Annotated in this window: 18 protein-coding genes, 1 tRNA gene and 2 pseudogenes; 6 read left to right on the forward strand and 15 right to left on the reverse strand. The window is 58.4% G+C overall.

Going from position 1 to position 16738, the window contains the following annotated elements:
* Position 1: 1 nt before the first annotated feature.
* Positions 2 to 730, reverse strand: coding sequence for a phosphatidylcholine synthase (pcsA, locus tag ACSQ3I_RS22555; RefSeq protein ID WP_436002643.1), 729 nt, complete (start codon positions 728 to 730; stop codon positions 2 to 4).
* A 204-nt stretch (positions 731 to 934) separates the two neighbouring features.
* Between pcsA and ACSQ3I_RS22560 the strand changes: the two genes are divergently transcribed.
* Positions 935 to 2140: a UbiH/UbiF family hydroxylase gene (locus ACSQ3I_RS22560; RefSeq protein WP_436002645.1), complete on the forward strand. Its 1206-nt coding sequence runs from the start codon at positions 935 to 937 to the stop codon at positions 2138 to 2140.
* Here the strand turns inward: ACSQ3I_RS22560 and ACSQ3I_RS22565 are convergent.
* Together ACSQ3I_RS22565 and ACSQ3I_RS22570 are read right to left on the reverse strand one after the other, a co-directional pair.
* A complete protein-coding gene (locus ACSQ3I_RS22565) occupies positions 2126 to 3076 on the reverse strand; it encodes an AEC family transporter (RefSeq protein WP_436002647.1) in 951 nt (316 codons plus the stop codon). The genes ACSQ3I_RS22560 and ACSQ3I_RS22565 overlap by 15 nt on opposite strands.
* A 57-nt stretch (positions 3077 to 3133) precedes the next feature.
* The gene (locus tag ACSQ3I_RS22570; protein ID WP_436002693.1) at positions 3134 to 3880 is read right to left on the reverse strand and encodes a cytochrome c biogenesis CcdA family protein; all 747 of its coding nucleotides are present in this window, start codon (positions 3878 to 3880) and stop codon (positions 3134 to 3136) included.
* A gap of 194 nt (positions 3881 to 4074) precedes the next feature.
* On the opposite strand from ACSQ3I_RS22570, the gene ACSQ3I_RS22575 reads away from it, so the two are divergent.
* Positions 4075 to 4150, forward strand: a tRNA-Lys gene (locus ACSQ3I_RS22575).
* A gap of 159 nt (positions 4151 to 4309) precedes the next feature.
* On the opposite strand, the gene ACSQ3I_RS22580 is transcribed toward ACSQ3I_RS22575, so the two are convergent.
* Complete coding sequence (locus ACSQ3I_RS22580; protein WP_436002649.1) at positions 4310 to 4525, reverse strand: helix-turn-helix domain-containing protein; 216 nt, start codon at positions 4523 to 4525, stop codon at positions 4310 to 4312.
* 189 nt (positions 4526 to 4714) lie between these two features.
* Between ACSQ3I_RS22580 and ACSQ3I_RS22585 the strand changes: the two genes are divergently transcribed.
* Entirely contained in the window at positions 4715 to 5062 is a 348-nt protein-coding gene (locus ACSQ3I_RS22585) for a hypothetical protein (RefSeq protein ID WP_436002651.1), read from the forward strand.
* Positions 5063 to 5204: 142 nt separating this feature from the next.
* On the opposite strand, the gene ACSQ3I_RS22590 is transcribed toward ACSQ3I_RS22585, so the two are convergent.
* Positions 5205 to 6188, reverse strand: coding sequence for a hypothetical protein (locus tag ACSQ3I_RS22590; protein WP_436002652.1), 984 nt, complete (start codon positions 6186 to 6188; stop codon positions 5205 to 5207).
* A gap of 314 nt (positions 6189 to 6502) precedes the next feature.
* Here ACSQ3I_RS22590 and ACSQ3I_RS22595 point away from each other — a divergent pair.
* Positions 6503 to 6844, forward strand: a pseudogene (locus ACSQ3I_RS22595) (transposase); the annotation flags it as partial.
* A 677-nt stretch (positions 6845 to 7521) separates the two neighbouring features.
* Here the strand turns inward: ACSQ3I_RS22595 and ACSQ3I_RS22600 are convergent.
* The 7 genes and pseudogenes from ACSQ3I_RS22600 to ACSQ3I_RS22630 form a co-directional block, all read right to left on the reverse strand.
* Positions 7522 to 8544 (reverse strand): annotated as a pseudogene (locus ACSQ3I_RS22600) (phage tail tape measure protein); the annotation flags it as partial.
* Between the two features lie 269 nt (positions 8545 to 8813).
* The gene (locus tag ACSQ3I_RS22605) at positions 8814 to 9080 is read right to left on the reverse strand and encodes a phage tail assembly protein (protein ID WP_436002654.1); all 267 of its coding nucleotides are present in this window, start codon (positions 9078 to 9080) and stop codon (positions 8814 to 8816) included.
* Positions 9081 to 9154: 74 nt separating this feature from the next.
* Positions 9155 to 9994, reverse strand: a complete 840-nt coding sequence (locus tag ACSQ3I_RS22610) for an HK97 family phage prohead protease (RefSeq protein WP_436002656.1) — start codon at positions 9992 to 9994, stop codon at positions 9155 to 9157.
* A 12-nt stretch (positions 9995 to 10006) separates the two neighbouring features.
* Positions 10007 to 10555: a hypothetical protein gene (locus ACSQ3I_RS22615; protein ID WP_436002658.1), complete on the reverse strand. Its 549-nt coding sequence runs from the start codon at positions 10553 to 10555 to the stop codon at positions 10007 to 10009.
* Positions 10512 to 11210: a hypothetical protein gene (locus tag ACSQ3I_RS22620; protein ID WP_436002660.1), complete on the reverse strand. Its 699-nt coding sequence runs from the start codon at positions 11208 to 11210 to the stop codon at positions 10512 to 10514. The genes ACSQ3I_RS22615 and ACSQ3I_RS22620 overlap by 44 nt, the downstream gene beginning before the upstream one ends.
* Positions 11207 to 11587: a hypothetical protein gene (locus tag ACSQ3I_RS22625; protein WP_436002662.1), complete on the reverse strand. Its 381-nt coding sequence runs from the start codon at positions 11585 to 11587 to the stop codon at positions 11207 to 11209. The genes ACSQ3I_RS22620 and ACSQ3I_RS22625 overlap by 4 nt, the downstream gene beginning before the upstream one ends.
* Before the next feature lie 307 nt (positions 11588 to 11894).
* A complete protein-coding gene (locus ACSQ3I_RS22630) occupies positions 11895 to 12689 on the reverse strand; it encodes a hypothetical protein (protein WP_436002664.1) in 795 nt (264 codons plus the stop codon).
* 274 nt (positions 12690 to 12963) lie between these two features.
* Between ACSQ3I_RS22630 and ACSQ3I_RS22635 the strand changes: the two genes are divergently transcribed.
* The gene (locus ACSQ3I_RS22635; RefSeq protein WP_436002666.1) at positions 12964 to 13236 is read left to right on the forward strand and encodes a hypothetical protein; all 273 of its coding nucleotides are present in this window, start codon (positions 12964 to 12966) and stop codon (positions 13234 to 13236) included.
* A gap of 324 nt (positions 13237 to 13560) precedes the next feature.
* Positions 13561 to 13953 carry a hypothetical protein gene (locus ACSQ3I_RS22640; protein WP_436002667.1) on the forward strand — a complete coding sequence of 131 codons (393 nt, stop codon included), beginning with the start codon at positions 13561 to 13563 and terminating at the stop codon, positions 13951 to 13953.
* Positions 13954 to 14002: 49 nt separating this feature from the next.
* Here ACSQ3I_RS22640 and ACSQ3I_RS22645 read toward each other — a convergent pair whose 3' ends face one another.
* The 3 genes from ACSQ3I_RS22645 to ACSQ3I_RS22655 form a co-directional block, all read right to left on the reverse strand.
* Positions 14003 to 15301: a hypothetical protein gene (locus ACSQ3I_RS22645; RefSeq protein WP_436002669.1), complete on the reverse strand. Its 1299-nt coding sequence runs from the start codon at positions 15299 to 15301 to the stop codon at positions 14003 to 14005.
* Positions 15288 to 15611 carry a hypothetical protein gene (locus tag ACSQ3I_RS22650; RefSeq protein WP_436002671.1) on the reverse strand — a complete coding sequence of 108 codons (324 nt, stop codon included), beginning with the start codon at positions 15609 to 15611 and terminating at the stop codon, positions 15288 to 15290. The genes ACSQ3I_RS22645 and ACSQ3I_RS22650 overlap by 14 nt, the downstream gene beginning before the upstream one ends.
* A gap of 93 nt (positions 15612 to 15704) precedes the next feature.
* Positions 15705 to 15932 carry a hypothetical protein gene (locus ACSQ3I_RS22655; protein ID WP_436002673.1) on the reverse strand — a complete coding sequence of 76 codons (228 nt, stop codon included), beginning with the start codon at positions 15930 to 15932 and terminating at the stop codon, positions 15705 to 15707.
* Positions 15933 to 16738: the final 806 nt, after the last annotated feature.

Genomic DNA, 16738 nt, shown 5'->3' on the forward strand with positions numbered 1-16738 from the left:
TTCAGATCCTTTTTCCGAGGCTGGGGAAGAACTGCAGCACCGCCCCGATGCAATAAAGATAAAGTCCGGTCAGGCAGAAGAGCACCTTCAGCCAGAGCGGCGTCTGGAAATGCATCAACAGCGCTGCAATGCCGAGAATGGACCAGACGGCGAAAATTGCCATGTTGAGTGGCCGAAGCCGCTGCACCCGCACCGGATGCAGGAAATTGATCGGCAGGAATGTCAGGATGACGGAAAGCGTCACGACGATCATCGCTGCGAGCGCACTTGCCTGCACCACGAACAGCGTGAAGATCACCATGTTCCAGACGACCGGGAAGCCGGAGAAGAAATATTCGTCCGTCTTCATGCCCATGTCGGCATAATAGATGGCGCTGGAGACGACGATCATGCCGGCGGCGGCGAAGGACCAGGGCTCGCCGATCATGCCGCTCTGATAGAGCGCAAAGGCCGGCAAAAGCACGTAGGTGACATAGTCGATGATGTTGTCGAGCGTGTCGCCGGACCAGTTGGGCAACACTTCCTTGACCTTCACCTTGCGGGCGATCGGGCCGTCTATGCCGTCGACGAGCAGCGCCAGGCCGAGCCACCAGAACATGTCGACGAAGCGATGCTCCGCAGCGGCGACAACGCCGAGAAAGGCCAGGAACGAGCCGGAGGCGGTGAGGATATGCACGGAAAATGCCCGCATTTCGGCATAGGGCACCCGCTTGTAATTGAAAATCTTCATGTCTCTCCGTATCCGCCCCGTCGGAGCCTGCAGACCGGCACCCATGGCAAATATGCATTCTTTCCACAATGTTGCCAGTGGTCCGCCGAGCGTTTTCCGCCACCGTACCGTGGCGGCCCGGGAAATTCACCCTCTGCGCCAATTCATCCCATGGATTTCAACAGGTCAAAGCATTAGGGTCCAAAGACCAATAAAGGAAAGAAGATGACTGAGTTCGATATCGTCGTGATCGGTGGCGGCCTGGCCGGTTCCATCGCCGCATTGTCGCTGGCGCGCAGCGGCCGTTCCGTCGCCCTTGCCGCCCCGCCTCATGTAAACGACGATCGCCGGACGACGGCGCTGATGGACCAGTCTATCCGGCTGATGGAGCGCCTGACGCTGTGGCCGCGGATAAAACCTCAATCGTCAGCGCTTTCCGTCATGCAGATCATCGACGGGACCAATCGCCTGTTGCGCGCACCGACGGTCGCCTTCCGTTCGAGCGAAGTCGGGCTGGATGCCTTCGGCTACAACATCCCCAATGCCATCCTGGGCGACGTGCTTCGTGATGCCGTGGCGGCGGAAGGCAATATTACGGTCTTCACCGACCGTGCCGAGCAGATCGATATTTCCGCCGACGAGGTGACTGTGCGGCTGCAGGACCAGCGTATCATCACAGCGGCTTTCGCCATCGGCGCGGACGGCCGCCGGTCGCCGCTGCGCGAAAGCGCCGGCATCGGCGTGCGCCGCTGGTCCTATCCGCAGACGGCGCTGGTGCTCAACTTTGCCCACAGCATTCCGCACGGCAATGTCTCGACCGAGTTTCATACCGAAAGCGGACCCTTTACCCAGGTTCCCCTGCCGGGCAACCGTTCCAGCCTGGTCTGGGTCCTGAAACCGGAAGCCGCGGAAGAATTCAGTCAGTTGCCGCTCGATGAACTCGGCCGGCGCGTCGAGGCACGGATGCAATCGATGCTGGGCGCAGTGAGCGTCGAGGACAGCGTCCAGACCTGGCCGCTGTCGGGCATGATGGCGAACCGATTCGGCAAGGGTCGCGTGGCGCTGATCGGCGAAGCCGCCCATGTTTTCCCGCCGATCGGCGCGCAGGGCCTCAACCTGTCGCTGCGCGACATCATCACCCTGACCGAGATCCTGTCCGGCCAGGCGGGAACGCCGATTGCGGCGACGGCCGGCGACAGTTTCGACCGCCGCCGCCGCGCCGACATCATGACGCGCACGGCCGGTGTCGACCTGCTCAACCGCTCGCTGCTCTCCGATTTCCTGCCGGTGCAGATGATGCGGGCCGCCGGCCTGCATTTGCTGTCCGGCGTGCCGCCGCTGCGCGGCTTGGTGATGCGCGAGGGCATCGAACCCGGCCGCGGCCTGCGCTCGCTGCCGGCGTTTTTCCGCGAAAAGCTAAAGCGGCAATAGGCCGGACTTCAACAGATAAAGGAAGACGGAGACGGTGGCGACGGATGCGACCGTCGTTAGCAGGATGGTGGCGGACGCCCTCTCCTGCCAGACGCCATATTGCTGGCCGATGACGAAGACATTCGTCGCGGTGGGCAGCGCAGCGAGCAGAACCGCCGACGAGATCCACACTGGATCGAAACCGCCGACCCAGGTCAAAAGCCCGTAGACGAGCAGCGGGTGGACGATCAGTTTTGCCGGCACGATGTAGAAGATTTCTGCAGGCACCCGCTTCAGCGGCCGAAGCGCCAGCGTGACCCCCATGGCGAAAAGCGCACAAGGGGCCGCCGCCTGGGCGAGATAATCCACAAGCCCCTGCATTGCCGTCGGGATCGGCACGGCAAGCGCTGCAACGAGAAAGCCCGCGGCGCAGGACAGAATGAAGGGATGCAGCGCCACCTTGCGCGCCACGTCCCTGGCCAGTTGCCCCGGAGACCGCTTGTCGCCGCCGGCCAGCGCCATCATCGCCGGCGCGACGATGAAATGCAGCGCGTTTTCGAAGCAGACGATCAGCGCCACCGGAACTGCCGCCTTCTCGCCAAAGGCCAGCAGCGCCAATCCCGGTCCCATGTAGCCGATGTTGCCATAAGCGCCGGCAAAGGCCTGAATGGTACTGTCGGCGACGGAATTTTTGCGTATCCAGCATCCGATCGCGAAGATGACGGCAAAGACCAGATAGGTCGCGGCAAGATCGGTGGCGATGAAATCCACCCGCGTCAGCTCTTCGATCGGCGTGCGGGCGACGAGCTTGAAGAACAGTGCCGGCAAGGCGGCGTATATGATGAAGGTGTTGAGCCAGCCCAGCGCCTCGGCCGGCTGGCGCGTGATGCGCGCCGCGGCGTAACCGATGAGGATCAGGCCGAAGAACGGCATCAACAGCCCGAAAATGGCAGCCATGCGCTTTCCAATCGTGGGTGCGGCGAGACCGCCCTGCCGTTATAGTCTGACCGTGCCTTAGCCGATTTGCATCAGGATTGGGAAGGTCTGCTGGAACCAGATCGCCGCATCGCTGACGAAACCGAAGATGAAGGCAAGGCCGGTGAGCACGAGGAAGACGCCCATGATCTTCTCGACCAGGCCAAGATGACGGCGGAACCTTGTCAGGAACCGCATGAAGGCGCCGGAAAAGCCGGCGGCAATCCAGAACGGCACCGCAAGGCCGAGCGAATAGACGGCAAGCAGCACCGCACCATCGGTAACCGTTTCACGCGATGCCGCAACGCCAAGGATGGCGCCGAGCACCGGGCCGATGCAGGGCGTCCAGCCGAAGGCAAACGCCAGGCCCATGACATAGGCACCCGTCAACGTCGCCGGCTTGCCACCACCCTGGAACCGCGCCTCGCGTGCCAGAAGGCCGATCCGGAACACACCCAGAAAATTCAGCCCCATGACGATGATGATGACGCCGCCGATCTTGGCGAGCAGGTCGAGATGCTGGCGCAACAGCGTGCCGATCGACGAGGCGCCGGCGCCCAGCGCCACGAAGACGGTGGCAAAACCGAGGGTGAAGAAGAATGCCGCCAAAAGGACCGCATGCCGCCGGAACGTTGCCTCCCTCGTTGCCTGCCCGTTGCGAAAATCCTCCACCGAAACGCCAGCCATGTAACAGAGATAGGGCGGCACGAGCGGCAGGACGCAAGGCGACAGGAAAGACAGCGCCCCGGCAAACAGCGCGCTCAGGAAGGAGACATCGGCAATCACGAAACGAAACTCCGGACGGACGGACAATGCGCCTTCCTAACCACGCCGGACCGCTTGCGCCAATCACCTTTTCGCGTTTGCTTGAGGAAAAGCATGCAAAGAGACGATTTCCATCATTTTTTCGGTTGACCGCGCAAAATGACCTGCCTATGTTCCGCGCACTTCCGGACGGGGTCTCATTACCCCGGTTGTGGGAGAGCGTAGCTCAGCCGGTAGAGCAACTGACTTTTAATCAGTAGGTCCAGGGTTCGAATCCCTGCGCTCTCACCAAAAAAATCAAAGACTTAGTTGCAATTTCTGAACCGCTTGAGGACTTTGGTCGCCACCGAGTCGCCACTACTGGCAGCAATTTGGTGACATTAATGGAAGCCTAATGGCACTCATTCTTTCCTGAGTAGTCAGAGCTTGCCGTTCCACGATTCGGGAGAGTCATGACTTCGCGCGTAGCCGAACGCCGTCCTCGATGAATTCAACGCCGGCAGCCTCAAGAGCAGTCTGCAACTTGTCGCGAGTCGAAGCGTTCAAGCCGCCGCGTTCATTTTCATATCGAGTTATGGTGGCGGTCGTCACACTGGCCATCTCGGAGAGATCGCGAACACCGATCTTTAGCGCAGATCGGGCCATTCGAAGCTGGGTCGGCGTCATAATTATTACCCTGTAACAAATATCTAGCACACCGTGTTGACATTGTTGTCACAGGGTGGTAGTTTCTTATTACACCGTAACAAACGCCACAAAATTTATCAACGGAGCGCACCCCAAAATGCGAACGACCCCGCTTGCCCCCGACAGACTTGCACTTCCCCGCCGACTGGTTCCGAGAAGACGGAGCGCATGACCATGAACGCCCACGCCCCCAGACCACACGGCCTCCCGATGGTCCCGCCGCTGGCCGGCATTCTTGACCATTTCTTCTCACCCGATCCACCACTTTTCGGCATCGGCGATTCCATCACCTTCGAAAAGGCCGGCGGCACCAAGGGGGTCGTCACGATCCTCGGCTTTCATGCTAACGGCGAGGTCGAGGCCATGTTCTTCAATGGTCGCGGCCATCATGTGGATGTTTCGATCGACGACCTCTGCAGCCTCCGCATTCTGCGCATCGAAACGATGCGCGCCGATGATGTCGCGATGTACCGGCGCCTGCTTGGCTTGGACCCGCAGGAAGCCGAGGCCGCTTAACTCCCCCCATCCCCGCCGCCAGCACCACAGGCCGCCCGGCCGAGCGGCGATCCCGCGCGCCCAGCTGGCCCGCCTGCGGCGCGCAAAGCCCGTCCCTGTGCCGCATGCAGGGACGGGCTTTTTCTCAAGCGCCGCATATAGACTATTGCTCGGGCGGAACGGTGACTCCAACGGAAGCGCACCGCCACATGTCTAGCGAATGGTTAGCTGAGTTTTTGAAGCCATAAGCAATGCCGTCGCCGTCGCAATTCCGTTCTCCGCCATTTTCGCCGATATCATAAAGATCAGCACCCCGTGTGATGTTCAATTTAATCCCATTGATTCTATCATTCAGGCGGCGCTTGAGGTCAGTGATTTCCGATTTATTGGCTTTCCCTGCGTCCACTAAGCTTTCAAGCAGCGCGTGCATTTCTTTTAGTCTGTCCACAGGATATCCCTCCGGGCTGTAGGCTGGCCAAGAAAGGGACATTGGTGTGCTCGCGTGAGATTTGCTGATTACGGTGACGTAAGATTTTTTCTGGGTGTCTGTCCTCGAGCACTTAAGGAATTCGGTTGCTCCAGAGCGTATAACGGTATTGTCTTCATTGTTGTTTCCCCAAGAGCAAGCAACATCCCTTGGCGATGAAACGGCCAATTCGGCTGTATTATCGTTTGTGGATGCCGCGGAAAATGACACCGTTAACGTAAATTCTTCTGGTAGAATGCTAGCCTCATCTATATTATATTTGATACTTTGCTCGCTCATTTTAACGCACTGTTCGTATGATTTGTAGGCGTTCGGCGAGATAGATTCGACGTATTGTCTATATGAATCTTTCGATGCTTTGCCTGTTTCGCTGGCCGAGCAGTATTTACTTGCGACTTCCTCTAGGGACGATCCAGATTGGCCAAAGCTCGCAGACAAAAACTCGTAGCTCGCTCCAAAGCTTGTGCCTTCGGTCTTTCGGGAGCCACTTGAATATTCATTGCAAAAATTTGCTGCGTGCTGATCAACCGTGGATTCATCTGATATCGTCACAGATTGAACTTTTGAAAGAGCAATTATGCTCTCACAACCATTGGAAAACGCCGGTGTAGCAATTAACGTTGCGAAACCCATCATGCTTATTATTTTCATGTACATCAAGATAAAGCCTCCCCAATGTTTTTGATGTTTACAAGATAAAGTTGCATATCAAATTTATTTCGCATTTATTTACAACAATCAAGGTGAATTAATCACTTCCAGCAATATCGCTCCAAGAAGCTTTCACTTTCACAATGGGCCCTTCGCCGAGACACGCCCGCGTTTTTCGCGTAACCCTCCCTACTGAACCTAGCTAACGGATATTGCCGGATGAGCGAAAACTCACTCTCCAAGCTCCCGCTGAACTGCCCCCACTTTCGACCGGACACTCAGCATAAGCAGGAAGGCTCAAGCACAGGCTTGAGGATAGGCTTATGTCTAACGAGTTTCGACAGGTTGATCTGATGATCGGTGACGTCCGGCGGCGACGCTGGACAACGGAACGCAAACTGCAGATCATCGAGGAAAGCTATGCCGCCGGGGAGACCGTTTCCTCTGCGGCGCGGCGGCATGGAGTTGCGCCAAACCTCTTGTATCGCTGGCGTAGGCTCCTGAGCGAGGGAGGTGCGGTGGCCGTGGATTCCGACGAGCCGGTTATCGGCAATTCCGAGATGAAGAAGTTGGAAGATCGCGTGCGCGAGCTTGAACGCATCCTCGGGCGCAAGACGTTGGAGAACGAGATTCTCCGCGAAGCCCTTTCCAAAGCCCAATCGAAAAGCTTGTTAATCCCCATTTCGCCGAGGTACCCCAGCGCTCCCGCTGCGCCACCTTTGAGCAGTCCACCGGCGAAGTTCTTGAGGTTGAACCCACCTGCAGGAGCTGCACGGGACGGCGTGGTGCTGCCAGTCGTCGTGCCAGATGTGGCGCCTCCGGGCGTCACAGGCGGGACCTTCGGCGTGACGTTCTTCAGTTTTTCGAACCAACTGACTGCCGCCTTCGCCCGCTCGGCAATCATGAGCAGTCCGGCACCGACGCCCGCCCATTCGAGGGCTGACAGGCCCTTAAGGTTGTCGGTGAACTCCTTAATTGATGAGGCGCCGCGAGCTGCATCCACAACGGCCTTGATGCCTGTCGCGATTGCGTAGATCCGAAACCACTTGCTGAAGCCCATGCCGCCAACGGCGAGGCCGAGATCAGTGATGAACGACGCTACAGGGCTGGAGCGAATAGCGTCATTGAGTTCCCGCAGATTTGCGCCATACTCGCGAAACCGAGCGAATACCGCGGCGATGTGATCTTGTTTTTTTGTCGGGCCTTCCGCCGGACCAAGTAGCAGGTCGCCAAGCTCTTGGATGGACTCCTTGATTCCGCCCTTCATGCCCAGGCCCTGCAGGAAGCCCTGCGCCGCCCAGTTCAAGTCTTCGAAGACCGTTTTGCGTTCGCTCAGGGTATCGAGCACATTGCCCAGGCCCAGCGCCGCCTCACGAATGGAGGGCAGCATCCGGTCGCCCAACTGCATACCAACTTCGGAGAACTTGTTGCGCAGAATCGACAGGACGTTTTCGGTCGTCTTGGCGCGTTCCACATACTCGCGGAAGGCAGATCCGGCATACTTGGTGCGGTCGCCAACACTTTGAAGTGCATCATCCAGCAGTCCCAGATCGCCGATCAGCGGGGCAAAAGCCTTGGCTTCATCGCCAAAGAAGTCCGAAAGCAGCGCAACGTGCTGGTCTTTCGGCGCCTTGCCGATTGCGGCCAGAACCTTCTTGATTGCCGACGGTGCATCCTTCTGCATGTCCTTGGCAAGCTGCGGAAGATTGAGGCCGAGCGCCTTGGCTACGGCTTTCTGCGACTTCTTCGCCGATGCCCCGCGCGTCATGGCCTTCACGACATTCTGCATTGCAGTCGCAGCCGTGGAAGGATCTGCGCCGGCCGCGATCATGGCGCTGCCAAGTGCGGCGGTCTGTTCTTTCGCCAGGCCGCCAATCTTTGTGAACGCACCGACGCGAAGCATGAAGTCCGTCACATCGCTGGCCTTGCTGGCCATGTTGTTCGACAGGTGATTGATGGCGTCGGCGAACTCGCCGGTCTCGCCGATTGACAGGCCCAGCTGCGTCTTCAGCTTGGCAAGGGATTCGCCGGCTTCACCAGCAGACAAGTCGAAGGCGATGCCGACGCGGGCAGCCATCAATGCGAACTCGTTCAGATCAGCGGTGGCAATGCCGGACTCGCCTCCGGCTGCATAGAGCGCGGCCAGGTCAGTAGCGGTCGTTGGCAGCGTTGTCGCCAGGCTGAGGATGTTTCTCTGCATTTCCGCGAACTGCTGGTCGGTCGCATCAACGACCTTTCGCACATCCGCGAACGCAGACTCGAAGCGCATCGCCGCGCCGGCCGTTGAATCGATGCCTTCAGTCGCGCCAACGTATCCCGCGCCCAAAGCCATGATCTGGCCTAGGCCGCCGCGGAACGGCGCCATCAGTTGGGTTTGCTGGCGCTGCAGGCCATTCAGAACGCCGGTAATCCGGCGAGCGTTCGCGGACACATGATCCAGCAGTGACAGCTTGAGGGTGGAACTGAGGACGGCCAATGGCACCTCCTGATAGAAAGAGGCCCGCCTTAAGCGGGCTCAGCCAATGGCTTGGCGGATTTCGACGGCCGTCTGATACCAGGCGTCGGTCTTGGCCGGCGGCCAGCGTTCGATGTTGGACGGCGGCTCGTGGAGAACCGCCGCTATAACGCCCGCCTTCAGGCGGTAATCTCCACCGGCTCCGAGAGCTCCCCCATGAGGGATGCCGTGGCCGTCATGATCTTCGTCAGGTCGCCGACTTTGATCTTCTTAAAGGCAGGCATAGGCACATCCGAAATCGAAGCGAGGATGGCGAACATTTTGCTGTTCTCGCCTTTGAAGTGATCGGCCGCCATAAGGTCGCCGGTGGTCGCTTCGCGGAAAGTCAATTCCGAATAGGTGACGCCGTTATGTTCAACGGGCGTGGAGAGTGTGTAGCTGGTCATTGATCGTCCTTTCTGGACATAGGAAAAGCCGCTCGACGGGTGCCGGCGGCTTGGTGTTGATGGTGGTGCGCTGGTCAGGCTGCGGTAATCGCAAATGCCGCGGCGTAGGCGGCGATGCGGTCTTCACGGGCCATTCCTGCGCAGGCAGCCCATGCTGCCTCCGCGGCGACTAGAGGATCGGAATGTTCGCGCGTAGCCTCATCTGCCGCCAGGATCGACCGGAGGAAATCCTCGCAAATTGCGCCTTTTCCAAATGCGTCGTGGGCTCGAGTTGCCAAATTGGGCAGCGCTGCAAAATGGCGACTCGCCATCGCTTCGCGGATCTCGGCTGTCGACCGCTCATCCGTCTCTGTGACGAATTCGCATGGCATCTCGACGTTGTGCTCGCGCCCGCGTATCTGACTTCCCGCGTCGGCAGGCACGGGAACAGCGCTGATTTCCAGCGGCTCCCAGTCCACGACGCGCCACTCTTCGTCATTGCCGTCTCCGTCCGCATCGGTCTTGACGACCTTATGGATGGCGTAGCCGACAGAGATGTTTCGGATGATGCCGTCGCGGATCTTGTCGATGATGGCTTTGTCCTCATCGGCGCGCGACAGCTTGATCCGGGCATAACCGATGCCGCCCTCGATACGGGCGGAGCCACGGACAACGGAGCCAATGACGTGCGCGAGACGGCCATCGCTGTGCGAGTCCAGAAACGGCGCGCCGGCATTAAGCCTGTCGAGGCGGACCGCCTTCGGAGTGACCTCAAGGATTTCTTGGTAGTATCGATCGTGCCGCCACGACCAACGGCGCACGGGGGCGCCGGTAGTCCAAATCACTTCGATGGTGTTTTCCGCCTCGTCAAAGGAGGCCGAACGCACCTCTGCGTCCCGCCCGAACCGGGGCAGGTTTTGAATATTCTGGGTCATTGAAAATCCCGATTAGTGGCGTTCGAACCTGGCTGAAAGCCAGGACGGCAAGATGGCGGACGAGTTTATCCGGCTTTTAACGTCTTGCGGAAGGCCGGCGCGGCCAGCGGCATTGTCCTGAAAAGAATGGACCGTAATTGTTTGCACAATCTCGCGAATTTTCGCGTCGCTTGCGGCTTTGCGCTGCAGCGCTTCCTCTATGATTTGGACTGCAGGGACGACCTTCTCACGAATGAATTCGAATGTCGCAGCGGCGTCCGCGTCTGCGGCATTCCATTTTTTTTGAAATGCGGCGTCCCATTCGGCCGCCTCGGCAGCGGCAAGTTTTGCCTCGAGCTCAGTGCGCGCTGCGTCGGCGCGTTCGAAGCTGAGGCGCGCAACCTCGACAGCCTTCTCTGCCTCCAGGACTTGTTCGTCAGTTCCGGTAAGCAACAGGTCCGTTCGCCTCGCCCTTGCTGCAGCAAGCGCATTGGCGAACTCGGCAACCCCGAGCTCTGCAAGTGCCTGGCGGATGTCGCTAGCTGTTTGCGACTTCAGCAGTTTTCGAATTTTCTCGAACATATTTTCCTTTCTCGGCGAGCGCGCCGAACTTGATGTTTTTCGAAATGATGGCAGCGACGCCTTCTCCGGTCAGGGTGCCCGCCGCCATAAGTGCGTTTGCGAGGTCTTCGATGGCGGCGCGCACGCGCGGGAGTGCGCATAGCCTCCGAGCCTCGGTTTCCGCCGCCCGCCACTGATCGGCTGCGGCGTTCTGCGATGCAGAAAATCCGACGATTTGCCAGGCAGCCGTTGCTGCCCGACATCCGTCACATTGACCGCCGCAAAAATCATATGCACGACTGACAAAATCATTGACGCTGTCAGCTGGCTCATCGAGGAACCAACCGATGCGGGCGTCCTCACCGGCACCACCGGCGAGTGCCCCGACCATTCTCAGCCATGGCTCGCGTTCGGAGCTGCGAATGGCGAATACGACGCGTTCAGGCGGCACGATGCTGACGGAGATAATCGGCCAGCCTGCCAGATAACCGATAACGGCGTGCGCGGCTTCGTGCCACGCGGTACGCTCTTCGATGAAGTGCTCGACGACGCCGACCGCGGGTCCGGAGCAGTTTGTGTACCCGAAGCCGGTGACATCGCCGTCAGGTGATGCCAGATACCCCTGCGCGCGTTCCTGGCCAGCAGGGCAGCAAGCCCTAAGAACGGCAGTCGTCATACTTCTGCGGCTCCTGTGGCGAATTCGATCACCGGACACAGCCGATGTCCCAAAAAATCTATCGGCAGAAACACAGCCGCACCTTCCGGTCGGTCGCTGGTGGTGGTGATGGCGCCGCCGTGAGGACGAAAGGCCCAGGTTTCAGACGCGCCAGTCGCCAGGATCCGACGTGCCGCGGCGAAACACTCGTGAGGGCGGCCGAGGCGGTGTCGCAGCATCTCGGCACCGATGACAACGGTCATCGCGTCGTGTTTATCGAACTTTCGGGCATGGCCGTCGATGTGACCCAACGCCAGGTCAGGGGAGCGCGAAAGCCATTGGCGAACTGCGGCTTCCGAAAGATGGATCGCCTTTGCGATCTGTTTGGTATCGAACATCGGCGCCTCCTCTGACGCGCGTGACTGACAACGGTGGTCACTTTGGTTGAAATAAAAAAAGCTGCGCCAATCGGCGCAGCTGGTGAATCCGACTATATCGGGGAAACTTGCCCCGCGTCGCTATGCAGCGCCGGCGGGGTGATCAGCGGGAAAGGAAAAAAACCCGCCGATGCTTGGATAGGCGGTGAGCAACCGCGCGCGGCCGCCCACCTGTCAGAGCGGTGACGGCCGCCCTGAAATACGAAAGGGCCGCATCGCTGCGACCCTCTGACATAGTTACCCTTTGGCGCGGGAAAATGAGGTACCCCTACGCTGCCTTTTGTCGCTGGCCACGCCAATGACGGTCGACAATCCCGAAGCCATCGAAGATGCGAGCGCGGGCTTCACCCTTCGCACCCTTGCTTCCGGCGCCGAGGCGCTTGCCGATTGCTTCAAGAGTCAGGCCATCGACGACAGACCATTCGAAGGCATCAATAATGGTGGGCACATAGGCCAGCTTGGCGCGGAGCAAGGCGATCTCGCGCTTGGCGTCAATCGCTGCCAGGACTGGCCAGTCGCCGGTCCATGCCTTCGGTACCGGCGCGGCGCGCTTCTTGGTTTCGTCGCTTGTTACCGCAGCGCGGCGCGGAGGCGTGTCGATATTGGCGCGCTTGCCGGTAACGACCTTCGGTCCTTTGTCCCGGCCTTCCTCGTCCTTGCTGTGTATGACGTAGAGGTCGACGGCTTCCCGTCCGACCAGCTGCGTCGGCATGGTCGCGGTATCGTGCAGATTTCTGTATCGGACGGCCAAGTTGAGGCAATGCTCGTTCTTTTCCGTGCGGAGAAGCTTTTGAAGCGGCCAGTCTTCGTTGTCATTTGCCTCCTGCCCAGACGACCATTGAGAAGAATACCAGGCTGCCCCGTTTCTGATCCAAAGGCTCATCCATTCTTCTTGCCGTCCCTCCGGCGCAGCCGCCCACCAGTGTTTTGGCGGCGGGTCTCCAGGTAATCGCACCGTCACGCCCGACGAGCGGATTCGAGTTCGACGAGGCGCCCATTCGCCCTTTTCGAGAATTGCAGGCAGAGTGTCGCGCCGGTCAAAAACCGGGATTTCTTCATTCAAGGCCGTCACCGTGAATTTGAGGAATCGATTGTCGGGGAGTCGCCATTAGGGCGATTATCGGTGTCTAGCACATTCTAAAAGATTTGTCAATAGGTGTATTGACAAATTATGGAAAATGTGTATGCGGGTGGCTGAGATATGGAAATTTCCACATCTGCTTTTTCTGGCCACGACCCAACGTGGCCAACCGCGACGCCACCATCGCCCACTGTGATTTCGTCGCAAGTTGCGACGAGATCAAAAACGTCGGGATCGGCGCACGGGATGCGCGAGATTGCCGAAATCAAAGTCTCAAATTGAGACTTTGATCGGAGAGGGCGGTGATAGAAAATCAGTTCGCCACGATGGCGAACTGATCGAAGACAAGGCAGACCGCTTCACCAAGACCGCAGCCGGCTTTCTCGGCGACGATTTCGCGGGTCTTTTGGCCCGTCCAATGTGCAAAATTTTGCACATTGCTCTGTTTGCCGGAAGTAGTATCGCCTCCGCGCCTGTTGCCCATCTCTACCCGCAGCGCCTCTGCAATGGCGGAGGAGGAAAATCGTAACGGTTACGAATTTGCCTCCGATTGTCTCTCCGCCCGCACTGGATGTGGAAAGCAGAATTTTTCTTTTGGCCGTGCTGACACACCCTTACTGCATGTAGGGGCTGGTTTTCGTTTTGTTCATGTGGATAGCCACCAAATCTACGCTTGCATCGATTGCAAATTCCGACAAAACGAATCAGAGTCGGGCCAGTGGAATCACCCACTAACCTGAGTTTGCACGGATAAGCAGCTTGCCGAAGCAAACGCGCGATTTGAAATCGGTGATCTGACAATCCCGTGCTACTTCGTTCAGGTCATTTGATCAAGCCGCAGAAAGTTGGATACATGACTTTTTCCACGGCGACGTGCGGTCGCATTGGATGGTGGCGTGGCGCTTCAGGTACGCAATGGATCACTTCGGCTTTTCCGATTGATCAGTTCTACTATGAAGGCCCCGCGGTGTATCTCTTTGCACAGCACAATGGCTACGGGCATTGCGACGCGAAGTACGTTGGGCAGACCGGCGACTATGATCGCCGGATGTCAGAACATTATCGCGACAAGATGTTTCTGGCCCGTTTGCTCGGAGCAAACGAGGTTCACGTTCACCTCTTGGCCACCAGTGAAGCGGAGCGGTTTCGCATTGAGACTGACCTCCGGCGCCAGCTTGAGCCGATTCTGAACCTTCAGGGCAAGGGATCTGGTCTTTTCGGGCTGGCTGCCGCCTTCCGGCGGTAAGGCAGGGTTGATAAGGAAGGTGGCAGATTCCGTTGCAATCTGCCACCTTTCACGCCGCCTCATCCTCATCTGTACTGGTTCCGAGTTTCTTCGCCCACCCGCCCCATGGAGTGTTCGTCACCACGTCTTTCCAGCGCGGGAAGTTCCGGGGGTTTTTCGGACCTGGCACCCAGGGTTTGCTCACAGACGTAACCTTGCTCTCATTCAGCACCAGATCGGCTTTGCGACCCACGAGTTCCGCAGCGCCAGTTGCTCCATCAAGTTCAACTGCGGCGAACAGCTGCTGCAGTTCAGCTTGCCCCTTTCGCTGCTCGCTTTCGTCAGGGCTCTCGTAGATTATGAATTGCTCAACTAACTCATCTGTTTGGGTTCGATAGTAGACCGTCAGTGATTTCGCGCCATCATCCGCATCATAAGTGTAGTCTTCGACTTTCTCGATGGTGCCAGTCGCCAACCTGTCAGGGGACACCCCAAACCTACTGGGCTCTTCTGATTTGGCGGGGCTTGCCGAATGGCTGCTGACGGCGGCAGGCAGCGACCGTTTGCTGGCCGACGCGTTTGCCTTTGATTTCGCGATTGCCGCCCCTTTGGCGTCAATATGGATGATAGGCAGATCCTCATCCCAGCGCTCGTCCCTCAGCCAGTTTGCGGGCTCGGGAATCCACTTCTTATCTGTGCCGGCCTGATCGTAATGCGACGCCCACTTCTGTGCTGCGAGAATCACAGTTCGAGCATCGGCAACGATTTTCTTCCATTCGGCCTCAGCCTTCTTCTTTCCATGCTTGCGAGGCCATGCCCTCCAAAACTCATCAAAATCATCTCCCGAAGCCGTGTCCGCCGTACTGGCCGCCAGGCCGAGTACAGGCGGCGCCAACGGCGCGGCTTCGAAATTCCTACCTTCATGTAAACCGGCTTTGTAAGCCGGTACATGTAGGTAGGTTTTGGTATCGTGGGCGATACCGCTAGCAGGATTAGAGGTATCGTCTGCAATACCGCATGAGGTATCGTGGGCAATACCGCTAGCAGAGGTATCGTGGGCAATACCGCTAGAGAAGTTGAAGTTTAAAGCATATTCGGTGGGGCGGGTGCCTTTACCCTCAACCTTCACAGCGAAAGCGCCGTGAGCGACCAGGCGCCGAACAGACGCGATGATGTTGGGGCGGGTGGCCCCGGTCCCTTCCTCAAGGAAGCGAAGACTGGCTCGTGCACCATTATGCTTCCGGTAGTACCTGCCTATGATCACTGCTGAAATTTTGTGGTCCAGGCTTGTTGACCATCCAGATAGGATGATGGAGCGCAGGAGGTTGAGTTGCGCGACTGGCCCGTCGGAGAAATCAGTGACTGCCACTTGCGCGCATCTCCCGTGAAGCCTGCCATTCCCGGCCGCGTTCGAAGCAGGGAATGTACATTGCCTTCCCCTCGGCGGTGCGTCCGATCTCATGGATGAACCCCGCGTTGATAGCGGCCTGTATAGTTCGCCACATAGTTTTCCGGCCGACACCGTAGTGCCGAGCGAGCGTATTGGTACGCAGCACGGCATACCCTTGTCGCTCCCATTGCTCCATAACGAGAGCCGGGATGCGGAAGCCATGCCTTCCACGAATCTTATCGCCGGCCATCAGGTAGGCCGTGTACAGGTGGTAGTCTTCATCCGTCATTTCTCAATCCTTTCCGGAGAGATTGGCGTACAGAGGCGCGCCCGCCGGCGCTTGCCGGCAGGGTGGTGGTGGTGATGATGGTGGTGGTGGTGGTTAGTAGGAGTTATTGGTTGCCGCGTTTCGGAAGTCGGCGGCATAAGCGCTGAACATACCAGCGCACGTCTTTAGGGCCTCCGCGGTGTCTCGCTGTTGGTCAGCGGTCATGTCATCGATGTCCAGGTCGAGGTCGATGGATTTTTCGATAATGCGGTTAGCGGCATCGATGATGGCGCCGGGCGTTACAGCCTCGTCCAAGACGTCGACGGTTACTTTATGAGTCATTTGCTTCTCCTCAGTTGGAACAAGCGCGCCCACGGCGCGTTTCGGTATGGACTCCAATCAGGTCACCCCCATCTCACCCCGCCACTCGGCGGGGTATTTTTTTGCGCAGCAGGGCTCACCGCCGGGCGCGCCGTCGTTTTGGTAGAGTTGGTGGTGGCGGTGAGGGTTAGGCGGCAGCCTGCAGGAAGTCAGGATGGATATCACCCGTGATAGCTTCAGGCCGGTAGACTGCCGTCTGTGCAAGCTTTTTAAATCTCTCCCACAGTCGCTCAGCTTCGGCTGTGTCTCCGAACCTCATGGCGTTCCACCGCGCTACCGCAACAGGGTACGGCCCATCGGTTCTGATCCATTTGGAGCAGTCCCTCGGATAAGGAGACGCTATGTCGCCCAGGAGCATTTCCTCAGCTCTTTTAGAAGTCACGGGAATGCTGCGCGACAATCTCCTGCTCTCATCCCACTCACGAGCTCGCGTTCGTCCAATCGCGTATGACCGCAAGTTGTAAGGATTGTAGATAACGAAAGCTCCGTGAGAATGACTGATCATTTCCGAAAACCAGCCGATTGAGGTCTTCCGCAGCGACCTCAAGGCGGACACGCGGTGCTTCTTCAATATGGTCGACTCGTCAGGAAAGCACGCCTGGATGATTTCGTCGGTTGTGAACGCACTCGTCGGGCATTCAGCCAGCAGATCCTTAATGGTACGTTCAATTCGGCCAGGTCCGCGACTCATAAGTGTTTCCCGTGAGCAAACTTTGCCGACCGGAAACACTTAAAGCATATCAGAGATAAGTGTTTCCGGTTGGACT

The organism is Rhizobium sp. LjRoot30 (assembly GCF_964253915.1).
In the GTDB taxonomy this organism is placed as follows: Bacteria; Pseudomonadota; Alphaproteobacteria; order Rhizobiales; family Rhizobiaceae; genus Metarhizobium.

Excerpts from the sequence above, each read along its gene's own strand:
- pcsA (WP_436002643.1), bottom strand. The coding sequence starts at position 730 with ATGAAGATTTTCAATTACAAGCGGGTGCCCTATGCCGAAATGCGGGCA.
- ACSQ3I_RS22560 (WP_436002645.1), top strand. The coding sequence starts at position 935 with ATGACTGAGTTCGATATCGTCGTGATCGGTGGCGGCCTGGCCGGTTCC.
- ACSQ3I_RS22565 (WP_436002647.1), bottom strand. The coding sequence starts at position 3,076 with ATGGCTGCCATTTTCGGGCTGTTGATGCCGTTCTTCGGCCTGATCCTC.
- ACSQ3I_RS22580 (WP_436002649.1), bottom strand. The coding sequence starts at position 4,525 with ATGACGCCGACCCAGCTTCGAATGGCCCGATCTGCGCTAAAGATCGGT.
- ACSQ3I_RS22585 (WP_436002651.1), top strand. The coding sequence starts at position 4,715 with ATGACCATGAACGCCCACGCCCCCAGACCACACGGCCTCCCGATGGTC.
- ACSQ3I_RS22605 (WP_436002654.1), bottom strand. The coding sequence starts at position 9,080 with ATGACCAGCTACACACTCTCCACGCCCGTTGAACATAACGGCGTCACC.
- ACSQ3I_RS22610 (WP_436002656.1), bottom strand. The coding sequence starts at position 9,994 with ATGACCCAGAATATTCAAAACCTGCCCCGGTTCGGGCGGGACGCAGAG.
- ACSQ3I_RS22615 (WP_436002658.1), bottom strand. The coding sequence starts at position 10,555 with ATGTTCGAGAAAATTCGAAAACTGCTGAAGTCGCAAACAGCTAGCGAC.
- ACSQ3I_RS22620 (WP_436002660.1), bottom strand. The coding sequence starts at position 11,210 with ATGACGACTGCCGTTCTTAGGGCTTGCTGCCCTGCTGGCCAGGAACGC.
- ACSQ3I_RS22625 (WP_436002662.1), bottom strand. The coding sequence starts at position 11,587 with ATGTTCGATACCAAACAGATCGCAAAGGCGATCCATCTTTCGGAAGCC.
- ACSQ3I_RS22640 (WP_436002667.1), top strand. The coding sequence starts at position 13,561 with ATGACTTTTTCCACGGCGACGTGCGGTCGCATTGGATGGTGGCGTGGC.
- ACSQ3I_RS22650 (WP_436002671.1), bottom strand. The coding sequence starts at position 15,611 with ATGACGGATGAAGACTACCACCTGTACACGGCCTACCTGATGGCCGGC.
- ACSQ3I_RS22655 (WP_436002673.1), bottom strand. The coding sequence starts at position 15,932 with ATGACTCATAAAGTAACCGTCGACGTCTTGGACGAGGCTGTAACGCCC.